Annotated in this window: 22 protein-coding genes and 1 pseudogene; 6 read left to right on the top strand and 17 right to left on the bottom strand. The window is 70.5% G+C overall.

Annotated elements, in window-relative coordinates; genetic code table 11:
• Window positions 1–122: 122 nt before the first annotated feature.
• The 3 genes from ACQPWU_RS17300 to ACQPWU_RS17290 all read left to right on the top strand — a co-directional run bounded on the left by ACQPWU_RS17300 (window position 123) and on the right by ACQPWU_RS17290 (window position 2,133).
• Entirely contained in the window at window positions 123–278 is a 156-nt protein-coding gene (locus tag ACQPWU_RS17300) for a hypothetical protein (protein ID WP_433441181.1), read from the top strand.
• 247 nt (window positions 279–525) lie between these two features.
• Window positions 526–1,653, top strand: coding sequence for a hypothetical protein (locus ACQPWU_RS17295; protein WP_433441179.1), 1,128 nt, complete (start codon window positions 526–528; stop codon window positions 1,651–1,653).
• Window positions 1,654–1,980: 327 nt separating this feature from the next.
• Window positions 1,981–2,133, top strand: coding sequence for a hypothetical protein (locus ACQPWU_RS17290; protein ID WP_433441177.1), 153 nt, complete (start codon window positions 1,981–1,983; stop codon window positions 2,131–2,133).
• Between the two features lie 359 nt (window positions 2,134–2,492).
• On the opposite strand, the gene ACQPWU_RS17285 is transcribed toward ACQPWU_RS17290, so the two are convergent.
• From ACQPWU_RS17285 to ACQPWU_RS17230, 12 genes are all read right to left on the bottom strand, one after another.
• Window positions 2,493–4,034 carry a gamma-glutamyltransferase gene (locus tag ACQPWU_RS17285; RefSeq protein WP_433441175.1) on the bottom strand — a complete coding sequence of 514 codons (1,542 nt, stop codon included), beginning with the start codon at window positions 4,032–4,034 and terminating at the stop codon, window positions 2,493–2,495.
• 1 nt (window position 4,035) lies between these two features.
• Entirely contained in the window at window positions 4,036–4,668 is a 633-nt protein-coding gene (locus ACQPWU_RS17280; RefSeq protein WP_433441173.1) for a cyclase family protein, read from the bottom strand.
• Window positions 4,665–5,486, bottom strand: a complete 822-nt coding sequence (locus ACQPWU_RS17275; protein ID WP_433441172.1) for a creatininase family protein — start codon at window positions 5,484–5,486, stop codon at window positions 4,665–4,667. The genes ACQPWU_RS17280 and ACQPWU_RS17275 overlap by 4 nt, the downstream gene beginning before the upstream one ends.
• Window positions 5,487–5,497: 11 nt before the next feature.
• Entirely contained in the window at window positions 5,498–5,950 is a 453-nt protein-coding gene (locus ACQPWU_RS17270) for a hypothetical protein (protein WP_433441170.1), read from the bottom strand.
• Entirely contained in the window at window positions 5,947–6,711 is a 765-nt protein-coding gene (locus ACQPWU_RS17265) for an amidohydrolase family protein (protein WP_433441168.1), read from the bottom strand. The genes ACQPWU_RS17270 and ACQPWU_RS17265 overlap by 4 nt, the downstream gene beginning before the upstream one ends.
• Window positions 6,708–7,664: an ABC transporter ATP-binding protein gene (locus ACQPWU_RS17260; protein ID WP_433441166.1), complete on the bottom strand. Its 957-nt coding sequence runs from the start codon at window positions 7,662–7,664 to the stop codon at window positions 6,708–6,710. Before ACQPWU_RS17260 ends, ACQPWU_RS17265 begins: the two co-directional genes overlap by 4 nt.
• A complete protein-coding gene (locus ACQPWU_RS17255) occupies window positions 7,661–8,689 on the bottom strand; it encodes an ABC transporter ATP-binding protein (protein WP_433441164.1) in 1,029 nt (342 codons plus the stop codon). The genes ACQPWU_RS17260 and ACQPWU_RS17255 overlap by 4 nt, the downstream gene beginning before the upstream one ends.
• Window positions 8,686–9,369 carry an alpha/beta fold hydrolase gene (locus tag ACQPWU_RS17250; RefSeq protein WP_433441162.1) on the bottom strand — a complete coding sequence of 228 codons (684 nt, stop codon included), beginning with the start codon at window positions 9,367–9,369 and terminating at the stop codon, window positions 8,686–8,688. The genes ACQPWU_RS17255 and ACQPWU_RS17250 overlap by 4 nt, the downstream gene beginning before the upstream one ends.
• 5 nt (window positions 9,370–9,374) lie before the next feature.
• On the bottom strand, window positions 9,375–10,412 hold the full coding sequence (locus ACQPWU_RS17245; protein WP_433445224.1) for an ABC transporter permease: 1,038 nt from the start codon (window positions 10,410–10,412) through the stop codon (window positions 9,375–9,377).
• Window positions 10,412–11,290 (bottom strand): ABC transporter permease, encoded by an 879-nt coding sequence (locus tag ACQPWU_RS17240; protein WP_433441160.1) that lies wholly within the window; start codon window positions 11,288–11,290, stop codon window positions 10,412–10,414. Before ACQPWU_RS17240 ends, ACQPWU_RS17245 begins: the two co-directional genes overlap by 1 nt.
• Window positions 11,283–12,929 (bottom strand): ABC transporter substrate-binding protein, encoded by a 1,647-nt coding sequence (locus ACQPWU_RS17235; RefSeq protein WP_433441158.1) that lies wholly within the window; start codon window positions 12,927–12,929, stop codon window positions 11,283–11,285. Before ACQPWU_RS17235 ends, ACQPWU_RS17240 begins: the two co-directional genes overlap by 8 nt.
• A gap of 110 nt (window positions 12,930–13,039) precedes the next feature.
• On the bottom strand, window positions 13,040–14,959 hold the full coding sequence (locus ACQPWU_RS17230; protein ID WP_433441156.1) for a primary-amine oxidase: 1,920 nt from the start codon (window positions 14,957–14,959) through the stop codon (window positions 13,040–13,042).
• Window positions 14,960–15,142: 183 nt separating this feature from the next.
• On the opposite strand from ACQPWU_RS17230, the gene ACQPWU_RS17225 reads away from it, so the two are divergent.
• Window positions 15,143–15,835, top strand: a complete 693-nt coding sequence (locus tag ACQPWU_RS17225) for a GntR family transcriptional regulator (RefSeq protein WP_433441154.1) — start codon at window positions 15,143–15,145, stop codon at window positions 15,833–15,835.
• Here ACQPWU_RS17225 and ACQPWU_RS17220 read toward each other — a convergent pair.
• From ACQPWU_RS17220 to ACQPWU_RS17205, 4 genes are read right to left on the bottom strand one after another with little or no spacing between them, the layout of a single operon-like run.
• Window positions 15,832–18,234: an FAD-dependent oxidoreductase gene (locus ACQPWU_RS17220; protein WP_433441152.1), complete on the bottom strand. Its 2,403-nt coding sequence runs from the start codon at window positions 18,232–18,234 to the stop codon at window positions 15,832–15,834. The two genes, ACQPWU_RS17225 and ACQPWU_RS17220, sit on opposite strands and share 4 nt — an antisense overlap.
• On the bottom strand, window positions 18,231–19,664 hold the full coding sequence (locus tag ACQPWU_RS17215) for an aldehyde dehydrogenase family protein (protein ID WP_433441150.1): 1,434 nt from the start codon (window positions 19,662–19,664) through the stop codon (window positions 18,231–18,233). Before ACQPWU_RS17215 ends, ACQPWU_RS17220 begins: the two co-directional genes overlap by 4 nt.
• A gap of 10 nt (window positions 19,665–19,674) precedes the next feature.
• On the bottom strand, window positions 19,675–21,180 hold the full coding sequence (locus tag ACQPWU_RS17210; protein ID WP_433441148.1) for a glutamine synthetase family protein: 1,506 nt from the start codon (window positions 21,178–21,180) through the stop codon (window positions 19,675–19,677).
• The gene (locus ACQPWU_RS17205) at window positions 21,173–22,585 is read right to left on the bottom strand and encodes a Rieske 2Fe-2S domain-containing protein (protein WP_433441146.1); all 1,413 of its coding nucleotides are present in this window, start codon (window positions 22,583–22,585) and stop codon (window positions 21,173–21,175) included. Before ACQPWU_RS17205 ends, ACQPWU_RS17210 begins: the two co-directional genes overlap by 8 nt.
• Before the next feature lie 205 nt (window positions 22,586–22,790).
• On the opposite strand from ACQPWU_RS17205, the gene ACQPWU_RS17200 reads away from it, so the two are divergent.
• Both ACQPWU_RS17200 and ACQPWU_RS17195 read left to right on the top strand, forming a co-directional pair.
• Window positions 22,791–23,048 carry a hypothetical protein gene (locus ACQPWU_RS17200; RefSeq protein WP_433441144.1) on the top strand — a complete coding sequence of 86 codons (258 nt, stop codon included), beginning with the start codon at window positions 22,791–22,793 and terminating at the stop codon, window positions 23,046–23,048.
• 63 nt (window positions 23,049–23,111) lie between these two features.
• Complete coding sequence (locus tag ACQPWU_RS17195; protein WP_433441141.1) at window positions 23,112–23,420, top strand: STAS domain-containing protein; 309 nt, start codon at window positions 23,112–23,114, stop codon at window positions 23,418–23,420.
• A gap of 345 nt (window positions 23,421–23,765) precedes the next feature.
• Here ACQPWU_RS17195 and ACQPWU_RS17190 read toward each other — a convergent pair.
• Window positions 23,766–24,022 (bottom strand): annotated as a pseudogene (locus ACQPWU_RS17190) (LLM class flavin-dependent oxidoreductase); the annotation flags it as partial.
• Window positions 24,023–24,069 lie beyond the last annotated feature (47 nt).

Here is a 24,069-nt window from a genome sequence, read left to right as displayed (position 1 = left end):
AGCCGCCACCTGCCCGGGTTGTCGTTCTCCCTCGATCTACTGATCTCTCGACCGCCTGATCAGGCGTCGTGAGTCGGCATAGGATCGGCCGTTACGAACCCCCGTCTCCCCCGGAGGACCGCATGCCGCAGCTCTCCTCCGCCAACAGTTTCTGGGAGAGCCTCGACGCTCTGGAGAAGCCGGTCAAGGCGGGCGTGCGCAAGGCCATGAAACGGTTCCAGCAGCTCTCCACGTCGATCTGTACGCCGACAAAGGCCTCCACCTGGAGTCGGTGGTGAACGCGCGAGACCCGCGGATGCGCACCAGCCGCGTCACCGAGTTCTGGCGCGGCGTGGTCCTGGCGCCGTAACCGGCACAGGAGAAGGAATTATGCCGCGTCTCTGAGCAAAAGCGCTGATCAGGGACTCGCAACAACGTCAAAGAGGCTTCACGCGAGCGGCAGATCCAGCATCCTGGGCATGGCCAGAAACTGCCCCGAGCACAGCTCTCCTTCTCTGGTCCTCCCCTTTCCTTGAAGAGGTCTTCGTGACTCGGTATGCCATCGACCGTGCCCACAACACGCTTCTGGCGCAGTGGAGCACCGGCATCGGCGACACCGCCATCGTCGTGGCCCGGCTGACCCACGACCAGCTCCACCAGAACACCCGCCGACTCGCCGCGGAGCTGACCCGCCTGTCCCACGTCTGCTGGCGCTCGTACACGCACCCCGCCAGCTCCGCCGACCGGCACAGCCCTCACAGCCTCGGCTGGCACCGACAACAGGAACGGGACGCCTTCGAAAAAATCCTCCCCACCCTGATCGCCACCACGCGACCCACCGACCAGCCGATCGGCACCAAGGTCGAGCGAGCCGCTCACGCCGTTGCCCATGCCCTGCGTGTGCTCGGTACCTCTCAGCTCACCACGCACGTGACCGCCGACGTCGCCGCCGAACTGGCCGCCATCGAACAGGCCGAACGCGGTGACCTGTCCGAACGCGCCCAGCAAGCCGTCGCCCTCAGCCGCGAAGACGCCTCACCCCTGCAGATCTCCCAAGCCGACCGCCTGCTGCACGACAATCCCTTCGGCAGCCAGGACCTCTTCACGGAGGTGGATCCCACCGCGGCCGCCATCGCCGCCGCCCACTGGTTCCACGCCGCCGTCACCATCACCGCCCAGCACACCGGCATGCACCCGATCCAGGTGGTCGCCAGCGCCGAGCAGCACGACAAACCCCTCGCCGTCGAAAGCCTCACCGACATCACCAGAGCCATGGACACCGGCGCCCGAACCCGACACGTCGTCATGCCCCTCATCCGCAACGCCCTCCACATCGCCGACGGCCACCTGCGCGGCATCCTCGAAGTCCAACACCGCATCACCGCCGCCCAGAAACTCATGGGCAAGGCGCACACCGAGCACCCCGGAACCGACCTCGGCCCCGACAGCGTCTACCTGCCCCTCACCTCGCTCGACCCCGCCCGGCCCGCCCCCGACCTCCTCGACAACCTGCTCCACGGCATCCACACCTGCTGGCACCTCTACCAGCACCACACCGGCCCGCAACGCCCCACCCCCGCAAACGTCGAGAATTCACGGCCACAACAACTCCGCCGAGCATTCCTCACCGCGACCCGAGAAGAAGCAGCCGCCCAAAGCGAACGACTGCTGTAGCACCCAGAAAAGCATGCCGACCTCGGATACGGCGCCAGTGAAGCAGCTGTAAGCACTGTCGTCGGAGGTTTGGCCTGCTCCAGGTACGCGGTGTCCGCCGCGCCGAGCTGCTACGCCCCTTCTGCGCACGCGCCTGATCCAAGGCGGCGACGACCCGGAGAAGCTCCAGCGGCAGCGCGAGCGCAACCAGCGTGCGGTTCACTGCGGCAAGCAGGGGCTCTGGTGGGGGCTCGGGGGCGCGATCGCAGGGATTCCTGGCGGGCCACTTGGAATGATCGTCGGGACGGACGGCGGGATCATCGCGGGCGCCGGATCCTGCCTGTGGGGGTGAGGCTGCGCCGCCGTCCGGAGGCCCGCACGCCGGGGCTCCGGACGGCCCCTCAGCAGAGCGAGCGGTCGTCCACGATCCGGACGAGCTCGCCGGTACGCGAATGGGTGGCCGGTTTCGAGGGCCGCACCTCCAGCGCCTTCGGGAACTGATCGTCTTGATCACGTCGGGGATGCAGGGGGCAGCTACTCAGGGCAGCCGATCGTTCCAGTCGCCCAGCGCGCCTCGTACGTGACCTCGTCTCCGTTTGGCAGCGGCTCGACGAGGCCACCATTCGGCTTCAGAAACGCCAGTAGGAACGAACACCTCCGGCGGCAGCTCGCCAACCTGCACGGCCAGTTCATGTCGTGGACCGAGTCGGCGAGCACATGAGCATGTGTGATCGTATGCTGCGCATCTAGCTTGATAGAGCCAGTCGCGTTAACGGAAGGCGAGGTAGAGGCCTGCCGCCGCTGCCCAGGTGACAGGTGGCCGAGCAGGTCTCCGGCACGCCGCCCGGCCGGCCCCGCGACTATGAGGTCCGCCGGCCTCCACCGAGAACCTCAGCGGCACCGTCCGCCCTGGGATCGGTGGCGGCGGCGAGCCCCTCCGGACCAAGCCGTGCCACCTGGACATGGCCGGCATCGTCGTGCGGGCCGGGCCGCGACGCGACGGCGAGTCCGAGGTCGCGGGCGGTGACCGCGAGGGCGTCCGACCCGGGCACGCCAGGTTCGAGCACCAGGGTCGGGTCGGCCAGACCCAGGTCGCGCGAGCCGATCACCCAGCGGGGGCGGGCGAGCAGTCCGGCCAGATCCTCCGCTTCCGCCGCGTCCCCGGCCACCTGCGCCAGGATCCACGGCTGAGCTCTGCCACCCTGGCAGCCGAGCGCCACGACCTTCCCGCCGCCCGTCCCGATGGCCGGGCAGAGCGTGTGCGGCGGCCTCGCTCCTGGGCGCACTTCACCGGGATGACCGGGCACCAGGCTGAAGGCCGAACCTCGGTTGTGCAGCACCACGCCGGTAGACGGCTCCAGCAGGCCGGATCCGAAGCTCTGGAACACGCTCTGGATCAACGTGACCGCGCTGCCGTCGCCGGCCACGGCGGTGATGGCCACCGTGTCCCCCGCGGGTTTCGGCCCGGCGGGTAGCCGCTCCACGCAACGGTCCGCGCGCAGCAGCAGCCCGTCCAGGTCCACCGGGCTCGTCCGCGGGTCACCGAGCAACGCGTCCCTGCGCGCCTCCGCCGACCGGGCACCGGCCAGCAGACCTTCCCCTGCGTCCAGTACGGCCAGCAGCGACGCGCCCTGGCTCGGCGGTGGGGCCGTCCACCAGGTCAGGCCGCCCGCTTCCGCCCGCAGCGGTTCGCACACCTCGGCGCGATGGGCGGCGAAGTCGGCCGCCCGCAGCGGGGAGCCCAGCCCGCGCAGGCCGCCGACCAGCCGCTCCGCGACTTCTCCCGTGTAGAAGGAACGCCAGTCGGCTCCCACCGACTCCAAGGTCCTGGCCAGGGCGGGCTGCCGGAGATCGGCGCCGGAGGGCAGCGGCTCGCCGTCCCCGCGGAGGAGGAGCGTGGCCAGCCCGGGATCGGCTCGGACGACGTCGAGCCTGGCCTTGATGGCTCTGGCCAGACCGTCGCTGACGGCCACGCCGTCGCGGGCCAGCTTCGCCGCGGGTGCCAGGACCCGCCGCAGCGGCAGCGTGCCGCCCAGGTCCGCCAGCGTCGCCCAGCCGGCGACGACTCCCGGCACGGTCACGGTCAGCGGCCCGCCCGGCGGCATCCGCGACGATCCGCCGCGCAACGCGTCGACGTCGAGTCCGCCGGCGGCGGCACCGGCGGAGAGCACCGCCCGGACCTCGCCCTCGGCACTGCGTACCAGCGCCACCAGGTCGCCGCCGACCGAGCACTGGTGCGGGTAGGCCACCGTCAGTGCCGCCGCCGCGGCCAGCGCCGCATCGACGACCCCTCCTCCGGCCGCGACGATCTCCCGCGCCGCGGCCACTCCCGCCCGATGCGGCGCCGCGATGGCGATACTCGCCTGAGTGGCGCCCTCCTGGGCGATGCCCGCCTGGGTCACGTCAGCTCCGGTCGATGAGGATCGCGCGGGCGAACGACCCGTCCGCGCCGACCAGCTTGGCCGGCAGGCACACCAGCTCGTACGGCCCGGCCGCGACCTGGTCGAGGTCGGCGTTCTCCAGGATCAGCACGCCGGACCCCAGCAGGGTGTGGTGGGCGTCCCAGGTGTCGGTGCGGCGGTGGCTCTCGATCGTCAGGTAGTCGATGCCGACCAGTTCCACCTTCTGCTCGACCAGCCAGGCGGCCGCCTCCGGGGACAGGCCGACCCAGTTGGGCGCCCGGTCGGTCTCCTTCAGTGGCCCCGCCGAGTTGCTGGTCTTCAGCAGGACCCGGCGCTGACCGGCCGCCCCGGCCTGAGCCAGGTGGGTGACCTCGATGTCACCCTCCACGTGGGTCAGGTCGACCACGACGGCCGGGCCGACCAGGGATTCGAGCGACACCTCGTCGATGGGGGTGGCGCCGTCGACGAAGTGCGCCGGCGCGTCCACGTGCGTGCCGGTGTGGGCGCCGAGCCGCCACCGGGTGACGTTCGACGCGTCGCCGTTGGCCAGCGACTCCACCACTTCGACCTCGGGCTTGCGCCCCCAGTGCAGCATCTGGGGATGGATGGGCAGGGTGATGTCGTAGATCTTCACTTCGTGTCTCCGGGTCGGTGCGCTGGATCTGGCCACGGCTCGCGTACGGCGGCGGCGACGGCTCGCGCGGTCGTGTGCACGCAGCGGTCGAACTCGGCCGCCCCGTGCTCCGCGTTCGCCTCGGCGACGTCGCGACCCCACACCCCCGTCTCGCTGACCTGGTCCATCCGGTAGTCCCAGAACGAGTCGACGTCGACGTGAGAGGTCGCCCGGTCCATCCGGACCAGCCCAGGATGCAGGTGGAGCATGACGGAGGTCTCGAAGTAGTTGGCGTGCATCAGGGCCCTGCCGTACGTCACGTGGCCGTCGACCTCGGGGCCGGGATACATGGTGACGTAGCCGAGCGCCCTGACCCGCGAGTCGCGATGACGTACGCGGAGCTTCTCCGCGGACACATCGAGCGAGCCGTTGTTCCAGATGTGGCCGTTGAGCAGCACGAACTGGCGTACCCCCGAGGCGTGCAGGGAGTCGATGACGTCCTCGACGACGCTGATCAGCGTTTCCGGGCGCAGCGCCACGGTCCCCGCGAAGTCGCCGTGCGAGCCGGACACGCCGAAGCTGAGCGGCGGGATGACGGGAACGCCGGTCAGCGCGGAGACGCCCTGCGCGACCGCCTGGCAGATCAGCGTGTCGACGTTGAGCGGCAGGTGCGGTCCGTGCTGCTCGACGGCACCGACCGGGATGATCACCGCGTCGCGCTCGGCGGCCGTGGACCTGGCCTCCTGCCAGGTCAGTTCTTCCCAGAGCACGGCGCTGCCGGTGCCGCCGAGTTCGGCGGCGAGCGCGGGAATGTCCAGGCCGCTGGTACGAGCGGTCATGAGGTCTCCTTTCACCATTGGCGGCGGCTCTTCTCGGGGAGCAGGTCCAGCGCGCCCATCGCTTCCACGGTCTCTCCCGCGGTGATCCATACGGTCGCGTCGGGGCTGTAGTCGCTGATCAGCTCCCTGCACACCCCGCACGGCGCGATGATCCGGAACTGCCCCGCCGGCTTGATCTGGACGGAGACGACGCTGTCCACCTGGAGCGGCGCTTCCGGGGCGAGGGCGCCGCGGGCCGCCCCCATGGCGACGCCTTCCGCGCAGATCGAGCTGCGCCGGCAGGAGCCCTCGACGTGCACGCCCGTGTGGACGGAGCCGTCGGCCGTGCGCAGCGCGGTGGCCACCTCGTGCCTGCCCTGCCGCCACACCCGGGCGAGCAGGTCCTGCGCGAGTGAGAGCAGCTCCACGTCCGGTCCCGGCATCGTGGCGGGCGGTGTCACGGGCCGTACCCCCTCGGCGCTCACGTGGCGAGTCCGAGGAGCCTGGCCATGTTGCCGCCCTCCACCAGGGCCCGGTCCTTCTCGTCCGGAATCGCCTTGGCGATCTTCATGCGTTCCAGGTCGAAGTCGGAGCCCGGCCATTCACTGCCCATGAGGATCTTCTCGGGACCCAGCCGGGCGTAGGCCCGTTTCACGTCGCTCATCAGCGTGGCCGAGGTCTCGAGGTACACGTGTGGCTGGCGCTCGGCAACGATGATCGCCTCGGGCACGTTCCATACCGCCCCCATGTGGGCAATGATCGTCGGCACGCCCGGATGGCTGCGGGCGATCTCCTCGATGGCCAGCGGGGCGCAGAAGGCGTCGTCGAGTGCGTTGATCAGCACCATCAGGCCACGCCGTGCGCACGCCTCGAAGACCGGGTCGAGCAGGCCGTGGTCGGCGACGTGGTAGCCGTGCAGGCTCGGGTGCAGTTTGAGTCCGGGCAGCCGGGCGTCGGCGATCCTGTCGATCTCGTCGAGCGCGTCGTCGGCCTGGGGCAGCACCTGACCGAAGCCGAACAGGCGGTCCGGGTGTGCCTTGGTCAGGCCGATGATGAAGTCGTTCTCGACGCGCTGGGCGAGCGAGCAGACCATCGCCATGTCGACCCCGGCCGCGTCCATCCTGTCGAGGATGCGCCGCGGGTCGAAGGGCACGTACGGCGGCGGCGCCTCGCCGGGACGCGCACCGGTCAGGTAGTCGGACCTGCCGCGCACGTCCTGCGTGGTGTTGTACGCGTCAATGATCAATCGTCAGTCTCCTTGGCTAGGTGGCAGCGGACCTGCCGCCCAGGTGCGATCTCGTGTAGTTCCGGCCGCTCGGTGCGGCACCGGTCCTCCACGAGCGGGCAACGGGTGCTGAACAGGCATCCGCGCGGCGGGTTGGCCGGGTCGGGCAGGTCTCCGTCGAGCACGATCCGTTTCCGGCTCGCGCGCAGAGACGGCACAGACGACAGCAGCGCACGGCTGTAGGGGTGCGCGGGACCGGCGAAGAAGTCGTCCCTGGCCGCGGTCTCGATGATCTGTCCCAGGTACATCACCGCGACCCGGTCGGCGATGTGCCGCACCACGCCCAGGTCGTGCGAGATGAACAGCATCGTCAGGCCCCGGTCGCGCACGAGATCGGTCAGCAGGTTGACGACCTGGGCCTGGATCGACACGTCCAGCGCGGAGACCGGTTCGTCGGCGACCACGAAACGGGGCGAGGAAGCCAGGGCCCGGGCGATGCCGATCCGCTGACGCTGGCCACCGGAGAACTCCCCCGGCCGCCGCTTGCCCGCCTCGCGGCCCAGCCCGACCAGGTCGAGCAGCTCGCCGGCGGTGTCCGCCGCTGCTGCGCGGGTCGCGCTCCGGGCCCGTACCAGCGGCTCGGCGACGATGTCGGCGACCTTGCGGCGCGGGTTCAGCGAACCGAAGGGGTCCTGGAACACCATCTGCAGGTCCGCCCGGGTCTCGCGGAGGGCCCGGCCGCGCAGCCGGGTGAGGTCCCGGCCGAGGAACTCGATCCGTCCGGCGGCCGGTGCGATCACCCGCAGCAGCGCCCGGCCGAGCGTGGACTTGCCGCAGCCGGACTCCCCGACCAGGCCCAGCGTCTCGCCCTCGAAGATCTCCAGGTCGAGGTCCCTGAGCACCTGGACCTTCCCCGCCGACCGCCCCGGGAATTCCACGCGCAGTCCTTCGGCCCGGATCAGCGGCACGCTCATGGCCCGCCCTCCCCTTGATGTACGGCGGCTCCCCCACGTACGGCAGCGCGTCCGGGCTCGTCCAGGACGCAGGCGTCCAGATGGCCGGGACCGCCGAACCGCCTGGTGAGATCGGGCGGCGACGAGCAGGCGTCGTGAGCGGCGGCGCATCTCGGCGCGAAGGCACAGCCGGGCGGCCGGTCGATCCCGGTCAGCGGGCTGCCCGGGATGGCGGGCAGCCGCTCGGCGACCGGCCCGTCGATGGGCGGCACCGAGGCGAGCAGGCCCATCGTGTACGGGTGCTGCGGCGACTCCAGCACCTCCGCGCGCGTGCCCTGCTCGACGATCCGGCCCGCGTACATCACCGCCACCCGGTCGGCGATCTCGGCGACCACGCCCAGGTCGTGGGTGATGATGATGATCGACGTCCCGTGCTCGGCGCGCAGCCGCTCGAGCACCCTCAGGACCTGCGCCTGGATCGTGACGTCCAGCGCGGTCGTCGGCTCGTCGGCGATGAGCACGGCAGGGTCGTTGGCCAGCCCCATCGCGATCATCACCCGCTGACGCATGCCGCCGGAGAGCTGGTGCGGATAGGCCCTGGCATTCTCGCCCGGATTGGCGATGCCGACCTCGCCGAGCAGTTCGACCGAGCGCTCCCAGGCCGCGGCGCGGGACACGTCGGCGTGCGTCCTGATCATCTCGCTGACCTGGGCACCGGCCCGGTGCAGCGGATTCAGCGCGGCGAGCGCGTCCTGGAAGACCACCGTGATGTCCTTGCCGCGGACCCGGCGCAGCTCGGACTCGCGCGCCTCGACGAGGTTCACGCCGCCGAAGGAGACCTCGCCGCTGATGTGCGTTCGCGGGCCGCGGTTGAGTCCGACCAGGCTCATCGAGAGGGCGGACTTCCCCGAGCCGGACTCGCCCACCAGGGCCAGGATCTCCCCTCGGCGCAGCGTCAGGTCCACCCCGGCGACCGCGGGCAACCGGCCGTCCAGCACGTCGAATTCGACGCGCAGGTCGCGCACCTCCAGCACCGGCTCGCTCACGACATCACTGCGGCCGCGGCGGTCAGGATCACGTCGGTCACCCGCGCTGAGTGGACGAGGGTCGTGTAGTGGCTGCCGGGAACGCGTTCGAGCGTCGCGCCCATGCGCTCCGCCATGTCGGCCTGGATCTCCGGGCGCAACGTGCGGTCCTGCTCGGCGAGCACGTACCAGCTGGGCAGTTTCCGCCAGGCGGGTTCGCCGGTGGCCTGCTTGAAGATGAGGTCCTCGGCCGCCCGGCCCTCGGCTTCGACGATCGCCCGCTGCTCCGCCGACAGGTCCCAGCCGATCTCCGCCCAGAACTCCGGGTCCGGCTCGGACTTCCAGTCGCCGTTCGGCCCGCGCCGCATGTACTTGGAGATCTCGGCCGGCTCGTACCGCTCCACGATCTCGTTCACCGATTCGCCCTCGTCGGGGGCGAAGGCCGCGATGTAGACCAGTCCGCGTACCCGGGGATGCCGGCCGACGTTGGTGATGACGGCACCGCCGTAGGAGTGGCCGGCCAGCAGGACCGGGCCCGTGGTGGCCTCGACCGCCGCCAGCGTGTTGGCGACGTCGTCCGCCAGCGACGTCATGGGGTTCGTCACTGTCACCACGTGGTGGCCGCGCGCGGTCAGCAGCGGGGCCACGGCTGACCAGGTGGTCGGCCGGCCTCCGGCACCGTGCACCAGAACGATCTCCAACGGGGTCATCCTTTCCTCAGCCGCGGATCGAGGACCAGGTAGAACAGGTCCACCGCGGCGTTGACCAGAGTGAAGAGCAGGGCGATGGCCAGCGCGGCACCCTGGACGACCGGGTAGTCACGCTGGAGAACACCGTCCACGAGCAGGTTGCCGACGCCCGGGTAGGAGAAGACCGTCTCGGTGATCATCGAACCGCCGAGCAGCGAGCCGAACTGCAGGCCGAGCACGGTCACGATGGGCAGCCAGGAATTGCCCAGCACGTGCTTGCGCACCACGACGCCCTCGGTCAGGCCCTTCATCCGCGCGGTCCGTACGAAGTCGTCGCCGAGCACCTCCAGCACGGACGCTCGCACGATGCGGGTGATGAACCCGGCCATCGACAGGGCCAGCGTGGTCGCCGGCAGGATCAGGTGCTGGACCCAGGGCCACACCAGCTCGGGACGGTTCTGGAGGATCGCGTCGAGCAGCACGAAGTTCGTGGTCGGGTGGTAGGCGAGCGAGCTCGGCAGCCGGCCGATCACGGGCAGCCAGCGCAGCCACACGCCGAACACCACGATGCCGATGACGCCCAGGGCGAACCAGGGCAGCGAGAAGCTCACCGTCGCCGCCGTCCTGGTGGCGGTGTCGATCCAGCTGCCCCTGCGCAGGGCGGCGATCACCCCGGTCACCACGCCGAGCAGCACCGCGATGACCATCGACGCCAGGGTCAGCTCGATGGTGGCGGGAAGCGCCCCGCCCAGCAGCCCTACGATGCTGTTCCCGCCGTAGAAGGATGAGCCGAGGTCCAGCCGCAGGAGATCGCCGAGGAAGCGCGCGCACTGCGTCAGGATCGGCTCGTCGAGCCCGAGCGCCTTGGTGACGCGGGCCTCGTTGGCGGCCAGCTCCGCGGCCGTCAGCGTCTGCCCGCCGCCCGCGAGCGCCGTCGCGGGCGAGCCGGGCAGCAGGCGCATCGCGAGGAACACCACCGTACTCAGCGCGAACAGCACCACGGGCACGGCGAGCAGCCTGCGAATGACGAGGGCGGCCAGCCCCGATCCCCGCATCACGCGCTCGCCTGAGGAGCCGGCGTCCCTCGCGGGTCGAGAGCGTCACGCAGGTCGTCACCGGCGAAGTTGCACGCCATGACGAGCACCAGGGTGAGCGCGGCGGGCAGGACGACCAGGCGCGGAGCGGAGAACAGGAACTCCTGCCCGGCTTGCACCATGTAGCCCCAGTCCGGGGTCGGCGGCTGGATGCCGAGGCCGAGGTAGGAGAGCCCGGCGGCGAACCCGGCGGCGACCGACAGGGTCATGACGACTTGCGCGAGCATCGGGCCGGCGATGTTCGGCAGGATCTCCTGCACCATGATGCGAGGCGCGCGGGTGCCGCCGAGCCTGGCGGCGACCACGTAGTCGCGGGCCGCCTCCCGCGCGGTGAGCGCCCTGGCGAGGCGGGCCAGGCCGGGTGCGAGCGACACCCCGACCGCGACCACGAGGCTCACGGTGCCCGGTCCGGCCGCGGCGACCAGCAGGATGACGAGCAGGATCGACGGGAACGCCAGCGCGAGGTCGACGAGCCGCATGACGAGGCCCTCTGCCCGGCCTCCGGCGAACCCCGCCACCAGCCCGACCGCGGTGCCGAGCACGGCGGCCAGCGCGGTGGCGAGGAAGGCCACCGCCAGCAGCGGGCGCGCGCCGTACACCAGCCTGGCCAGCGTGTCGCGGCCCAGGTCGTCGGTGCCGAGGAGGTGGCCGGGTGAGCCGATCGGCAGCAGCGCCCGGTTCGTCTGCCGTACGGGGTCCGCGCCGACCAGCAGCGGCCCCACGAGCGCGACCAGCACCAGTACGGCGAGCACCAGCCACGGGATCGCGGTGGGCCATGACCTGGCGAACGCCCTGGAGCGCCACCACCCGAGCACGGCGGGCACGTTGCCGTCAGACACGTGCGTGCTCCATGAAGCAGCGGTGGTTCGCCAGCGCCTTGACGTTCAGGTCTTTCACCTGCGCCCCGGTGACCACCAGGTTCGTGGAGCAGGCGAGCATCGACAGCACCATGTAGTCCTCCGCCCAGCGGCGCTGGATCTTGGAATAGGCTCCGGTCCGCTCCGGCCCGTCCGGGAGGTTCTTGGCCTCGAACAGCTCATCGGCGAAGGCGCCCGAGCCGTCCAGGGTGTCGAGCCCGGTGATCGTGCTGCCGTACAGGCTGGTGGGGCTGGCCATCGAGCCGACCATGTTGTCCGGGTCGGGGATATAGGAGTTGCGCTCCCAGATCATCAGCTCGTGGAACTCGTCGTCCTTGTCCGCCAGCCGGTTGAAGTACGTGGCCGGGTCCACCGAGTCGGTCTTCACCTTCAGCCCGATGTCGCCGAGATTCTGCGCGATGATCTGTGCGGCCTTGGGGTGCCAGGTGTCGCTGGGAGCCATCAGCGCCACCTCGCGGCCCACCGCCCCGGCCTCCTGCAGCAGTTGCTTGGCCTGTTCCACGTCATGCGCGCTGAGGTCCGCGAGGCCGGGGTCGTGGCCGTTCTGGGCGGGCGGTACGGCGAAGCCCGCGGGTTCCTCGGCCACGCCGAAGAACGCCTGCGCCACGATCGCCGCCCGGTCGATGGCCAGGTTGATGGCCTTGCGGACCTTCAGCTCAGGGATCCGCCTGGCGTCGATCATGAGGATCGCGTCGAAGCCGTTCGGCGTCGTCTGGACGGTGACGGAATCATCCTGCTTCATCTGGTTGACCGCGGAATACGGCGTGAACTGGGTGCCCGACACGTCACCGCTGAGCAGCGAGCTGACCATGGTGGACGGGTCCTGGATCTGGCGTAGCACCAGCCGCTCGACGGGCGGTTTGCCCAGGCGGAACCCGTCGAATGCCTCCAGCGTCACGGATTGTCCCGCGGTGGCCGTGGCGAATTTGAACGGGCCGGTGCCGACCAGGTTCTTGCCGATGCCGGCGCCGTGCTTGTCGAGCGCGGCCTTGGAGATGATCCGCCCGCCGATGTCGGACAGCCGGGCGAGAACGGTGCGGTCCGGCTTCTTCAGCACCATCTCGACCGTGCGCTCGTCCACCGCCTTCAGGGACTTGACGTTGGCGCCGACGCTGGCCAGCGGCCGGGAAGCGCCCTTGGGGAGGGTCTTGTCGTCGGGATCGAACTGGCGGTTGAGGCTGGCCAGCACGTCGGCGGAGGTGAGGGTGGTGCCGTCGTGGAACTTCACGCCCTGCCGCAGGGTGAAGGCATAGGTGAGCCCGTCCTCGGAGATCTCCCACTTCTCGGCCAGATCGGGAGCGGGTTCGTTGGTTTCGAAGGAGATGAAGGTCAGCCCGCGGCATACGCAGTCCACGGCCATCCAGTCGCCGATCGAGGTATAGAAGGCCGGGTCGATGACCGCGCTGGTGGCGTCGATGCCGAGGGTGAGCGTGCCACCGCCCTGTCCCCCCTTCCCGGCGTCTTCGGCCGCGACACCGCACGCGCTGAGCAGCCCGGTCAGACCGAAACCGACCCCCACGCCGAGCAGGCCGGCGCCGCGCAGCAGGGTGCGGCGGGACATCTCGGCCGGCGGTGAGGGGTGCCTCGACGGGATTGACATGGGGGTGTCTCCTCGAACTTCGTGGATCTCATTTTTGAGGGATTGGATCCAAAGAGATGGTTTCGGGCTTTCGAGGCGGTTGTATGTCCGTATTGTTAAGGTCTGATGTCCTAAACCTGGGGAGAACAGCAGTCGTCGCCGGTCACCGCAGGATCGGGGATGTCCATGGCCGGGTTTCGGGCGAAGAAGCCGTCCGGCTCGAACACCAACTTGATGTGGTCCACCGGCATGACCGGCCACTGCTCAGGGCGCGGGAAGTGGTGCGTGCCCACGATCGGCCACAGCACCAGCTCGACACCGTCCAGTGAGCGGTCCTGCTTCTGCCAGACGTGCACGCCGTCCTCCCCCGGCTCGGCGTGGTTCGGATACTGCCCGCCCACGAAACGTTCGGCCGGGTCGGCGGGCGTGGCCCACAGGTGCTGGTGAGTGAACGGCGCCCGCCTGGACGTCACCGATTCCGGACGGCCGAAGGGCCGCGTGGTGTTGGGCATGAGCAGGCGGTAGGCGGTCGGTTCTCCGTACCTGTTGGTGCGCGTGGCGCTCTCCACCCGCCACCGCCTGCCGGTGCCGGGATCGGTACGGCGTGCGGCCTGCGACTCGCGCAGCAGCGGCGTGCGGACGTTGCGCACCGCGTTGCCGTACGGGTCGAGCTCGGGGTCGGTCTCGCCCTCGGCGTGCTCCTCGACCAGCCGGTTCAGCGGGCCGTCCACGGCCGTGTCGAGCCTGATGCCGAAGTAGTGCTGATGCGCGGGCGCCTGGACGTTCGCGCCCACCACCCGGCCGTAGCGCACCTCCTCGCCCTCCTCGATGCCGGAGGCCGACAGGATGCCGGTGAGCTTGATCTCCAGCTCCACCCGGCCGTCCTGGTAGAGGGACCAGTAGAAGCCGTAGTCGTAGTTGGCCACGGTCTGGAAGTTGGAGATGATCAGCCGGCGGGAGCGGCGGACCTGGCTGACACCGCGGCGCAGGTCGTTGTGCTTCCAGAGGACGCCGTCGTCCTCCTCGTGCATGCAGATCGCCTGCGGGATGCTCCTGGCGGTGCCGTCGCCGCCCAGGTAGGCGGCGTCGAAGTAGTGGATGACGCCGAGGCAGTCGCAGCCCAGGGCGAGGGAGTTGGTCAGCGGGCCGGCGCCGTACTCACCCCAGTCGAAGAAGTTCTTGCGGTACTGCGTGGGGTTGGAGTCGAGGTAGGGGACGTACATCTCGTTGCAGGCGGCACGCTTGAGCACCGGCCGGTCCTTGAACTCCAGGTCATGGAGCACCAGCCCTTCCCTGTGCGTGAAACCGACCCGGAACCGCCAGCCCTGCCAGGCGACCTGCCGGCCGTCCACCTCGAAACTCGGGCCGTCGGGCTGGGTGATCTCCAGCCGCTTGAGCCCTTCGCGGTCGGGGCCGAAGCCGCCGCGCTCCAGCGGACCCGCCTCCGCCGAGACCGGGACGACCCCGTGGTCCTCGACCTCCAGGACCTCCATGGTCTGCATGTCGATGATCGGGACCACGCCCTGCACCGGCCGGGCGTAGCCGTTGTCGCCCTCGTGAGTGCGGTGCCAGACGGTGCCCCAGGTCAGCCGGCGGTCCTTGTACTTCTCCGGCTCGAAGCCGCCCATCGACTCCGGGTCGATCATGACCAGCGACACGTCGTGAATGCCGCGCCTGGCCATCACCTCTTTGAACAGCGGGCTCTCTCTGCACGCGCCTGCCGCGGCCCTGGCCTCCTCTGAGGTGATGCCGGGACGCCGCGGGTCCACCGGCCGCCACTCGAGACAGCGCGGCTCGTCACCGAGCAGGACGTCGATCTCCCAGGCGGTCCGCGCGTCGTGGTCCATCGCCACCAGGCCCACCTTGACCTCGCCGCCGGCCGCCTGCCGGGCATGAGCCTCGTCGAGGGTCGCGCCCCAGAACCGGACCCGCTCGCCGAGCCGACCGTCCGCGCGGGCGGCGGCCACGGCCGCCTCGATCTCTGCCGGGCTCAGCGGGTCAAGTGGATGGGTACGGCGAGACCGCCCGCCATCACTTGTGTGGCAGCTCATGAATCACTCCAGTCCGATTCCGAAGCAAGGATCCCATACAATAAGAAATGGATCCAGTCTTAGTCGATTAGGGTCCGAAAGGAGGGGCCTGATCTTGGTATCGTTGACCCGCTTCCCTCCACCGCGCACTCGCGCTCGCGCCACCTTCATTCACGCAGGGGCTCCCCCCAAGACGGAGGCACCATGGACATCGCATCGGGCAGCGCCCTCGTCGACGAGACGGCGGCCGCCATCAGGGCCAAGATCATGTCTGGGGACATCCCGATCGGCGCCCAGCTCAGGCAGGCCGAGCTGGCCACCATGCTCGGCGTCAGCCGCACTCCCGTGCGCGAGGCGCTGCGGCAGCTGCAGACCGGCGGCCTGATCGAGGTGGTGCCCAACCGCGGCGCCGTCGTCCGGGTTCCCTCTCCGTGGGAGGTGCGTGAGGCCTACGAGGTGCGTGCCGAGCTGGAAGGGCTGGCCTGTGAGCGGGCCGTGCGCAGGATCACCGCTGACGTGCTGGCCGAGCTGCGCGCCGCCAACGACACCCTCCGCGAGCTCGGTGGCACCTCGCACGCCGGCCCTGGGCCCGCGCCGACCACGCTCGCCAACGACCGCTTCCACACGCTGATCCACGAGGTCGCGGGCAACGACCGCCTGGCCAAGGTGATCAGGGAGATCAACGAGGCGTTCCCTCGCAACGTGTCCGCCCTGGTGCTGCGGGACGACCCGCGCCACAGGGAGGACAACATCAGGGAGCACGAGCGCATCGTGCAGGCCTTCGCCGACGATGACGCCGAGCTGGCCAGGCGCGAGATGCAGGCGCACGTGATCAGCGCGGGCGAGCAGCTCGCCCGCTGGTACGAACGCCGCTCCGCCACGGTCTTCCGCGGCTAGACCCCCATTCTCGAAGGCGCGAGGAAGTCCAGGTCCGGGCGTTCCTTGCCGGTGGCCAGCTCCGCCAGGGCGACCCCGATCGCTGGACCGAACTTGAAGCCGTGACCGGAGCAGGCGGCCGCCACCAGCACCTGGGGCAGTCCCGGCATGGCGCCGATCGCGAATCTGTTGCGCGGCGCCATCGTGTAGCGGCACGTGATCTCCTCTTCGACGGGTCCGTCCGCCGCGGGCAGGAATCGTCTGGCGAGCGCGAGCAGCGCCTCCCGTTCCTCATCGGTGAGCGGCGGGCGGGCGGCGGCGAGGTCGTCCGCGGGGCCGTGATCGAGGCCGATCTTGACGCCGTGGCCGCCGAACGCCGGAATGCCGTACAGCAGGCCGATGCCGGGCACCTCCACCGAGAACGGGCCGAGCCGCGGCGGGGACAGCTGCTCGGGTCGTGACGCGCCGAGGTGCAGGTTGACGATCCTGACCACCCGCAGCGCCTGCGCGAATCCGGGCAGCAGCTCGGCCGTCCACGGTCCTGCGCACACCACCAGCCGGTCCGCTCGCACGGTGCCGTCCGGCGTCTCGACCCGCACGCCGTCGCCGTCCGCTGCCCAGCTCTTGGCCGGGCAGCCGAAGCGCTGCTCCACGCCGTAGGCCCGGCCGAGCTCGCCCAGGCAGCGCATCGCGCCCGCCGCGTCGATGACGCCGGCGGCCGGGTCGTACAGGGCGGTGAACTCCGGGCCGAGCGCGAGACCCGGGAACAGCTCGGCCGCCCGCCCGTGATCGACCTTGCGGCAGCCCGGCCCGCGCAGCCCGCCGGCCGCCGTCACGTGGCGGGCGAACAGGCCGCCCGTCTCGGTGACCAGCCGCTGGCCGGCGTTGCCTGCCAGGTCCGACCAGGCCTCGTACGCGCGCTCCACGAAGTCGTCCCAGACCGGGGACGGATAGGCGCGCCGGATCATGCGGGTACGCCCGTGCGAGGAGCCCTCGACATGGCCGGCCGGGAACCGGTCCAGGTGAATGACGTGCATGCCGCGGCCGGCGAGCTGCCAGGCCGCCGAGCTGCCGTGCACCCCCGCGCCCACCACGACCACGTCGGCCCGGTCACCGGACGCCCGCGGCACCGGCTTGGCCGCACGGGCCCGGCGCTCGGCGGGTCCGGAAGCGAGAGCAGGTCCGGAAGCGAGAGCGGGCCCAGAGGCGAGAGCGGGCCCAGAGGCGAGAGCGGACCCAGACGCGAGAGCGGACCCAGACGCGAGGTGCGAGATCAGCGCGTCCACGTCGTCCTCGTCGTTGTAGACATGCACCGATGCACGCACCACGGCGGACAGCCCGCGCCGTCCCAGGTCCCACTGACCATGCGTGGCGGGCACGCTCACCAGATGGAACCCGGCGCTCCTGAGCTCACGAGCGGTCTGCGCGGGTTCCTGCCCGTCGCGGACGAACGTCACGATGCCCGAGCCGGGTCCCGGCGGGTCGGCGAGATCGATGCCCGGCACGCCCGCCAGCCCGTCGCGCAACCGGCCGGCCAGCGTGCCGATGCGCTCCTGGATCCGTTCGACGCCCAGTTCCAGGGCCTCGGAGAGGGCGACCCCCAGCCCGAGGCGCAGCGCGTGCGCCGCTTCCCAGGTCTCGTACCGCCGGGCGCCGTCGTCGAGGTCGAAGTGCTGATCGGCCACCCAGCGCGCGCCACGGACGTCCGGGGCCTGCGGCCGCATGACCTCGCGCATCCGCGGGCTGACGTACAGCAGCCCGGTGCCGCGCGGCCCGCGCAGGAACTTACGACCGGTCGCGACCACGATGTCGCAGCCCAGCGGACCTGCGGCGACGGGCAGCTGGCCGGCCGACTGCGTGGCGTCGAGCAGGACGGGTACGCCCGCCGCCCCGGCCAGCGCGCCGATCTCGGCGACCGGCTCGACCAGCCCGGACGAGGTGGGCACGTGCGCCACCGTGACGAGCGCGGCCGGCGTGCGGATGGCCCGCTCGAACGCCGCCAGGTCCACCCGGCCGGAGCCGTCGGCGGGCAGCACCTCGACGTGCACGCCACGAGACCTGCGGAGTTCAAGCAAGTGGAGCGCCGAGCTGACGTAACTGGAGGCGGAGGCGAGGATCCGGTCGCCGGGCCGCAACGGCAGCGCGGAGACCGCCCGCTGCCAGGCCACGGTGGCGCTCTCGACCAGGGCGATGTCGACCGGCTGCACGCCCAGCAGGGTCGCGGCCAGGCCGTACACCGACTCGGTGCGCTCGCGGGCCGCCTCGGCGGCCTCGTACCCGCCGACCCGGGCCTCCAGGTTCAGGTGGTCGATCACCGCGGTCAGGGTGGCGGCGCTGGGGAGGGCGGCGCCGGCCGCGTTGAAGTGGTGAGCGTGCCGCGTGCCGGGCGTGCCCGCCCGCGAGGAGGAGAAGGTGCTCATAGGGCGACGACGACCGTCTTGCGTTCGCAGTAGGACAGCAGCGCGTCGTCCCCCAGGTCACGGCCCAGCCCGGAGTCGCCGACTCCGCCGAAGGACAGCGCCGGGTCGAAGACGTTGTAGGTGTTGACCCACACCGTCCCGGCCTGCAACCGGGCGGCCATCCGGTGCGCGCGGGACAGGTCGCGGGTCCAGACCCCCGCGGCCAGGCCGTAGGCGGTGTCGTTGGCGATGGACACCGCCTCGTCCTCGTCCTCGAACGCGATCACTCCGGCCACCGGCCCGAAGATCTCCTCGCGGGCGATGCGCATGTCGTTGGTGACCTCGGTGAACAACGTCGGCTCGACGAAGAAGCCGGGCCGGTCGGGCACACCGCCGCCGACCGCGAGCGTGGCGCCCTCGGCGAGCCCCGCCTCGATGTAGGACAGCACCTGGGCCCGCTGCTCCTCCGACACCAGCGGGCCGACGGTCACGCCGCCTTGGAGCCCGTCGCCGACGGGAACCTTGCGGGTCGCCTCGATCAGCCGTTCCCGCATCTCCGGCAGGATCGAGCGCTGGATCAGCAGCCGGCTGCCCGCCGTACACATCTGGCCCGAATGGCCGAAGCAGGCGCGCATCGCAGTGAGCACCGCGGCATCCAGGTCGGCGTCCTCGAACACGATGTTGGGGCTCTTGCCGCCGAGCTCCAGCGTGAGGCGCTTGGCGGTGGGCGCCGCCGCCGCCATCACCTCCTTGCCCACCTCCGTCGAGCCGGTGAACGACACCTTCGCCACGCCGGGGTGCCGCGTCAGCGCCTCACCCACCGCGCCGTCTCCAGTCAGCACGTTCAGCACACCGGGCGGCAGGCCCGCCTCCGCGCAGAGCGCCGCCACCCGCAGCATGGTCATCGGCGTCTGCTCGGCAGGCTTGACCACCACGCAGCAGCCGGCCGCCAGCGCGGGCGCCAGCTTGAAGCAAGCCGTCATGATCGGGAAGTTCCACGGCAGGATGAGCGCCGCAACCCCCACGGGTTCCAGGACCGAGTAGGCGTGGTGGGCACCGCCGTCGATCGGTATCACGGCGCCGTTCAGCCTGGTCGCCGCGCCCGCGAAATGGCGGAAGGTCCGGGCGCTCATGCCCGTGTCCGCGCGGGAACGCTCGATCGGCTTGCCGTTGTCACGCGTCTCCAGCACGGCCAGCTCCTCGGCGTGCTCCTCGATGAGGTCGGCGATCCGCTGGAGCACGCGGGTGCGTTCGATCGGCGGCATCCCGCTCCACCGCCGGTCGGCGTGCGCCCGCCCGGCCGCGGCGACCGCGGCGTCCACGTCCTCCTGCTCGGCCTGTGCCACCCGGGCGATCACCTCGCCCGATGCCGGGTCCAGCACCGGGAACGTGCCCCGCTGCCCCGGCGCGATCCACTCTCCGTCGACAAGAAACGACTCCTCGGTGATCAATTGAACCTCTCTAGAACAGCTGGAAGTACTCGCGCTGCTCCCAGTCGGAGACGTGTGCGAGATAGCGGGCGAACTCGGCGCGTTTCAGCGCGGAATACCAGGTCACGGCCTCCTCGCCGAGATCACGGGCGAAGACGGGGTCGGCGTCGAGCGCATCGAGCGCACCGGCGAGGGACTTCGGCAGGTCGCTCGCCCGCGCCGCGTACGGGTCCTCCACGGGCGGGCCCGGATCCAGGCGCCGCGCCAGGCCGTCCATGCCGCTGACGACCTGGGAGGCGATGTAGAGGTAGGGATTGGCGGCCGGCTCGCCGGACCGGTTCTCCAGCCGGGTGCCGGCGCCGCCGACGACCGCGCGGACCATCGCTCCCTTGTTGTCGGCACCCCAGACGACCCGGTCGGGAGCCAGGCTGAACGGGAGATAGCGCTTGTAGCCGTTCACGGTCGGAGTGGTGAAGGCGGTCGCGGCACGGGCGTGTTCCAGCAGCCCGCCGAGATAATGCCGGGCCACCGCGGACAGACCCTCGGGCGCGGCGAAAACCGGAGCACCGGTCGCGTGGTCGGTCAGCGACTGGTGCAGGTGCCATCCGGTCGACGCCGTCTCCGCACCCGCGGGCCTGGACATGAACGTCGCGTGATATCCGTGCCGCCGGCAGATCTGGCGTACGGCGGCGCGGGTCAGCATCACGTCGTCGGCGGCCCCGGCGGCGTCGCGTGCGTGCAGGGTCAGCTCCAGCTGGTTGGGGCCGAACTCCAGCTCGATCGAGCGCAGCGGCAGGTCGAGCCCGGTGAGCCCGCGGTGCAGGAGCTGGACCAGGTCGTCGAGCTGGTCCAGCCCCTCCTCGTGCAGGAGCTGCGAACCGCCGCTCACCGGCGAGGTCGCGCGCGGCAGGCCGGGGGCGCCGGGCCTGCCCACGTGCCGCTCGGTCATGTCCTCCGTCGAACGGAACACGTGGAACTCCAGCTCCACGCCGATCGTGAGGTCGTATCCGGCCACGGCCAGCGCCCCCAGCCGGGAACGGAGCACGCTCCTGGTGCAGAACGGCACCGCCGTACCCGTGGGAAAGCGCACGTCGCACAGCACCCAGCCGGTCCGCTCCGCCCACGGCAGCACCCGGAAGGTGGTCGGGTCGGGGACCAGGACCACGTCACCCGCGCCCGCGAATCCGGCCACGCCGACCCCGTTGCCGGGCTCGAAGACCGGGAAGGCCGTCTTGCCCGAGGTGTCCTTCAGCAGCAGTGACGAGGGCGCGGTGACCCCGGAGCGAAGCGCTGCGGGCACCGCCTCCCTGACCAGGGTCTTGCCTCTGAGCACGCCGTGCTGGTCGGCGAAGGAGAAGCGGACCAGCTCCAGGCCCAGCTCATCGATGACCCTGCGCATCTGGCCGGCGGCGGCGTACTGGCGCTCGGTCCACAGCCCGTTGCGCGAGATGAAACCGTCACGGTCCGCGGCGAGCATCGGGCGGGCGCTCGGCCCGTCACCCCCTTCGGCGACCGGCCGCTCGTCGGCGCTACGCATGAGCCGCGCCATCGCCGGCAGCCGTGTCCTTCTCGGCTTGGCCGGGCACCCGGGGATCGGCTTCGCCGAGCGCCCAGGAATTGGCCTCGCTGGACGCCCAGGGAGAGCGGGAGCGACGCTCTGCCTCGCGGTCCCGCCAGCCCTGCTCCCAGCCGTCGGACGGGGTGACGGTGTCGATGGCGAGAGGCCCGGTGAGGGCCTGCGCCGCGGCCTCGTCCACGGGCAGTCCCGGAAGTGGTTTGCCCGCCTCGAGATCGTCGATGGCGCGCAGCAGCAGCCGCCGGTTCGCGGTGACGGCGCGGTCGGACACTCCCAGCCGCTCCACGGTCCGGTCCTGGATCCGGCCCATGCTCTCCACCGCCCACTGGTCGTGGACGTTGATGTCGAGGCCCATGCCCGTGTAGGTCAGCTCGCGCTGCTCCTGGGCGTCGAACCCCCAGTTGTTCGACCTGTTGCGGAGCGGGCGGTAGTCGGGAAGCGACACCTCGCTCAGCCGCTGCCGCAGCAAGGTCTCCTTGTCCGCAGGCTCCTCGAAGTCGTAGAGGATCATGTACCAGTAGTGGTTCTCGTCGTCGATCGGCACGTGCCACTGGCAGAACACCTTGCTGTTGCCGAACGGCACGACGAACGCGTTGGGGAAGAGCAGGTTGGTGATCCGCACATGCCGGAGCTCGCGGTCGCCCTCGGCCAGGGTGCGGAGTGCGAACACCCGCAGCCCGTGCGCGTCGGCCTCGACCTCGATGTCCGGCCGGTAGCTGTCGCCGACCAGCTTGGACAGCTTCTGCCCGGTGCCCTCGACCTCCTCGCTGAACTGCTGGCCGTACGTCTCGCGCGGGTCCTCGCGGATGAACCGGTGCAGGAAGGAGACATGGCTCGGGTCGATGCCGCCCTCGAGCCCCTGCAGCCAGTTGCACTCCCACAAACCCTTGAAGGCGAAGGTGTACGCGTCAGGCGCGCGGAAGCAGTCGTAGGCGGGGAACGGCGGCGGGTCTCCGGCGCCGAGGTAGGCGAAGACGATGCCGTTGCGCTCCTGGCACGGGTAGCTCGGAATGCGGATCTTCGCGGCGAAGGTGCTGTGCGCCGGCTCAGCGGGCTGTTCCAGACAGCGACCGTCAGGACCGTACAGCCAGCCGTGATAGAGGCAGCGCAAGCCACCGTCCTCGTGCCGGGCGAAGGCGAGGTCGACGCCCCGATGCGCGCAGAAGCGCCCGACCAGGCCCCAGTTGCGATCCCCCCTCCCGAACAGGACGAGGTCCTCGCCCATGATTCGCACCGGCTTGACCGGCCGGTCGTCGGGCATCTCGGAGACCAGGGCGACCGGTTGCCAGTAGGACCGCAGCAGCCTCCCCAGCGGTGTGCCTGGATCTGACCGTGTGACGCGCTCGTTGTCCTCGCGCTTCAGCATGGGATCTCCTCACGTCCGCATCCGATTCGTCCAATTTTGGATCCAACTTTGACATAATCTCACCCCAAATACCATGCTTAGGACAGCAAGAACGGAGGATTGCCAGGTCAGCGTGGGGACTGCTGCATTCGCTGACCGCCACCGCTCTATAGAGCCCGCAGCGCGCGCCACCGTCCGCGGGCACGTTCCGCGCACCGAGATCACGATGATCTTCGGCTTCGGCGACGAGGACCGGGTGAGCGATCCACGCACCGGCGGCGAGAGCGTGGTGCGCTCCTTCGTGGCCGGGCTGCACGACTCCTATGTGCTGGCGACCCACACGGGGGCATCCCACGGGATCCAGGTGGACCTGACGCCGATCGGCGCCGGGATGCTGCTGAGCGTGCCCATGCAGGAAGTGACCAACCGCGTGGTCGGGCTGGAAGCGTCCCCGGACGTTTCGCACGGCGACTATCCGTGGTGAACGTCGCGGCTCACGGCGTAGCGTGGGAAGTAGCTATGGGTCGTCTACCTGCGGGGGGTTGTGATGACTTTTTCCGCCCGGGTGACGCAGGAGCCCGATCGCATCATCCTGGATCTCGATGGTGAGCTGGACCTGTGCTCGGCTCCCCGCCTGCTGAGCGCTGTCAGTGACGCGCTAACACGGGAGCCGCACAACCTGCTCGTGGACGCGGCCGGATTGACCTTCTGCGACTCGAATGGGCTGGAAGCACTGTTGGAGGCTCAAGGCAAGGTCACCAGTGCGGGCGGGACCATGGAACTGGCTCACCCGACCGGCAGAGTCCGCCGCGTCCTGGAACTCACAGGACTGAGCCGCGCCTTCACCATCACGTAGTGCTGCCTGCCGCGCAGATGACGGACGCCGGCCTGATACTTCGCAGCAGGCCCCAACGAGGAGCTGATACAGCCTCCCAGACGGGGTCCACCCAATCCTTCTCAACCCCATCCAAGCCATCTCGTCGCAGGTCAAGGCACAGACAGGCCTCATCTACGATCACGCCGGGATCGTTCACATCCGTCGCAGTCCGCATAATTGGGTTTACGGTCTCTTCTTGGCCTACGTGGAAGCTGGCCCGTCCATCCTTGAGTCCACGGTGCCGGGTTCCTTCGAGGTCGCTAGCCCGAAGGTAGGCCCAGCCTGGGGACGGTAACTCGATGGGAGCCGTCCCCACATGGCTGACTTTCCGCGGTGGGTGGTCAGATCGCCGCTCCACAGCCGACGCATCACCTCGATGGCCTCCTCCAGCATCTCCAGCCGTTCGGCGGCCGGCGGGAGTCGACGATGTGCTCGTTCAGCGCCTCGCCTGTGCCGACGCCGAGCTGGAAGCGTCCGCCCGTCAGTACGGCGCCGGTCGCGGCGGCTTGGGCGATGACGGCGGGGTGAATGCGGACCAGCGGGCACGTGACCGCTGTCGTGATCGGCAACGCGACCGCCTCGGCTGTCTCGCGATCACGCCGCAGATGTCGCCGGCGCGCTCACCGAC

Origin of the sequence: Nonomuraea sp. CA-141351 (assembly GCF_050944675.1) — a bacterium.
Taxonomy (GTDB): Bacteria; Actinomycetota; Actinomycetes; order Streptosporangiales; family Streptosporangiaceae; genus Nonomuraea.
This window is presented reverse-complemented; position numbering and strand designations above follow the sequence as displayed.

Coding starts and splice junctions, on each gene's coding strand:
- ACQPWU_RS17225 (WP_433441154.1), top strand. CDS start 15,143: ATGGACATCGCATCGGGCAGCGCCCTCGTCGACGAGACGGCGGCCGCC.
- ACQPWU_RS17195 (WP_433441141.1), top strand. CDS start 23,112: ATGACTTTTTCCGCCCGGGTGACGCAGGAGCCCGATCGCATCATCCTG.
- ACQPWU_RS17235 (WP_433441158.1), bottom strand. CDS start 12,929: ATGTCAATCCCGTCGAGGCACCCCTCACCGCCGGCCGAGATGTCCCGC.
- ACQPWU_RS17200 (WP_433441144.1), top strand. CDS start 22,791: ATGATCTTCGGCTTCGGCGACGAGGACCGGGTGAGCGATCCACGCACC.
- ACQPWU_RS17205 (WP_433441146.1), bottom strand. CDS start 22,585: ATGCTGAAGCGCGAGGACAACGAGCGCGTCACACGGTCAGATCCAGGC.
- ACQPWU_RS17275 (WP_433441172.1), bottom strand. CDS start 5,486: ATGACCGCTCGTACCAGCGGCCTGGACATTCCCGCGCTCGCCGCCGAA.
- ACQPWU_RS17230 (WP_433441156.1), bottom strand. CDS start 14,959: ATGAGCTGCCACACAAGTGATGGCGGGCGGTCTCGCCGTACCCATCCA.
- ACQPWU_RS17300 (WP_433441181.1), top strand. CDS start 123: ATGCCGCAGCTCTCCTCCGCCAACAGTTTCTGGGAGAGCCTCGACGCT.
- ACQPWU_RS17260 (WP_433441166.1), bottom strand. CDS start 7,664: ATGAGCGTGCCGCTGATCCGGGCCGAAGGACTGCGCGTGGAATTCCCG.
- ACQPWU_RS17245 (WP_433445224.1), bottom strand. CDS start 10,412: ATGCGGGGATCGGGGCTGGCCGCCCTCGTCATTCGCAGGCTGCTCGCC.
- ACQPWU_RS17210 (WP_433441148.1), bottom strand. CDS start 21,180: ATGCGTAGCGCCGACGAGCGGCCGGTCGCCGAAGGGGGTGACGGGCCG.
- ACQPWU_RS17220 (WP_433441152.1), bottom strand. CDS start 18,234: ATGAGCACCTTCTCCTCCTCGCGGGCGGGCACGCCCGGCACGCGGCAC.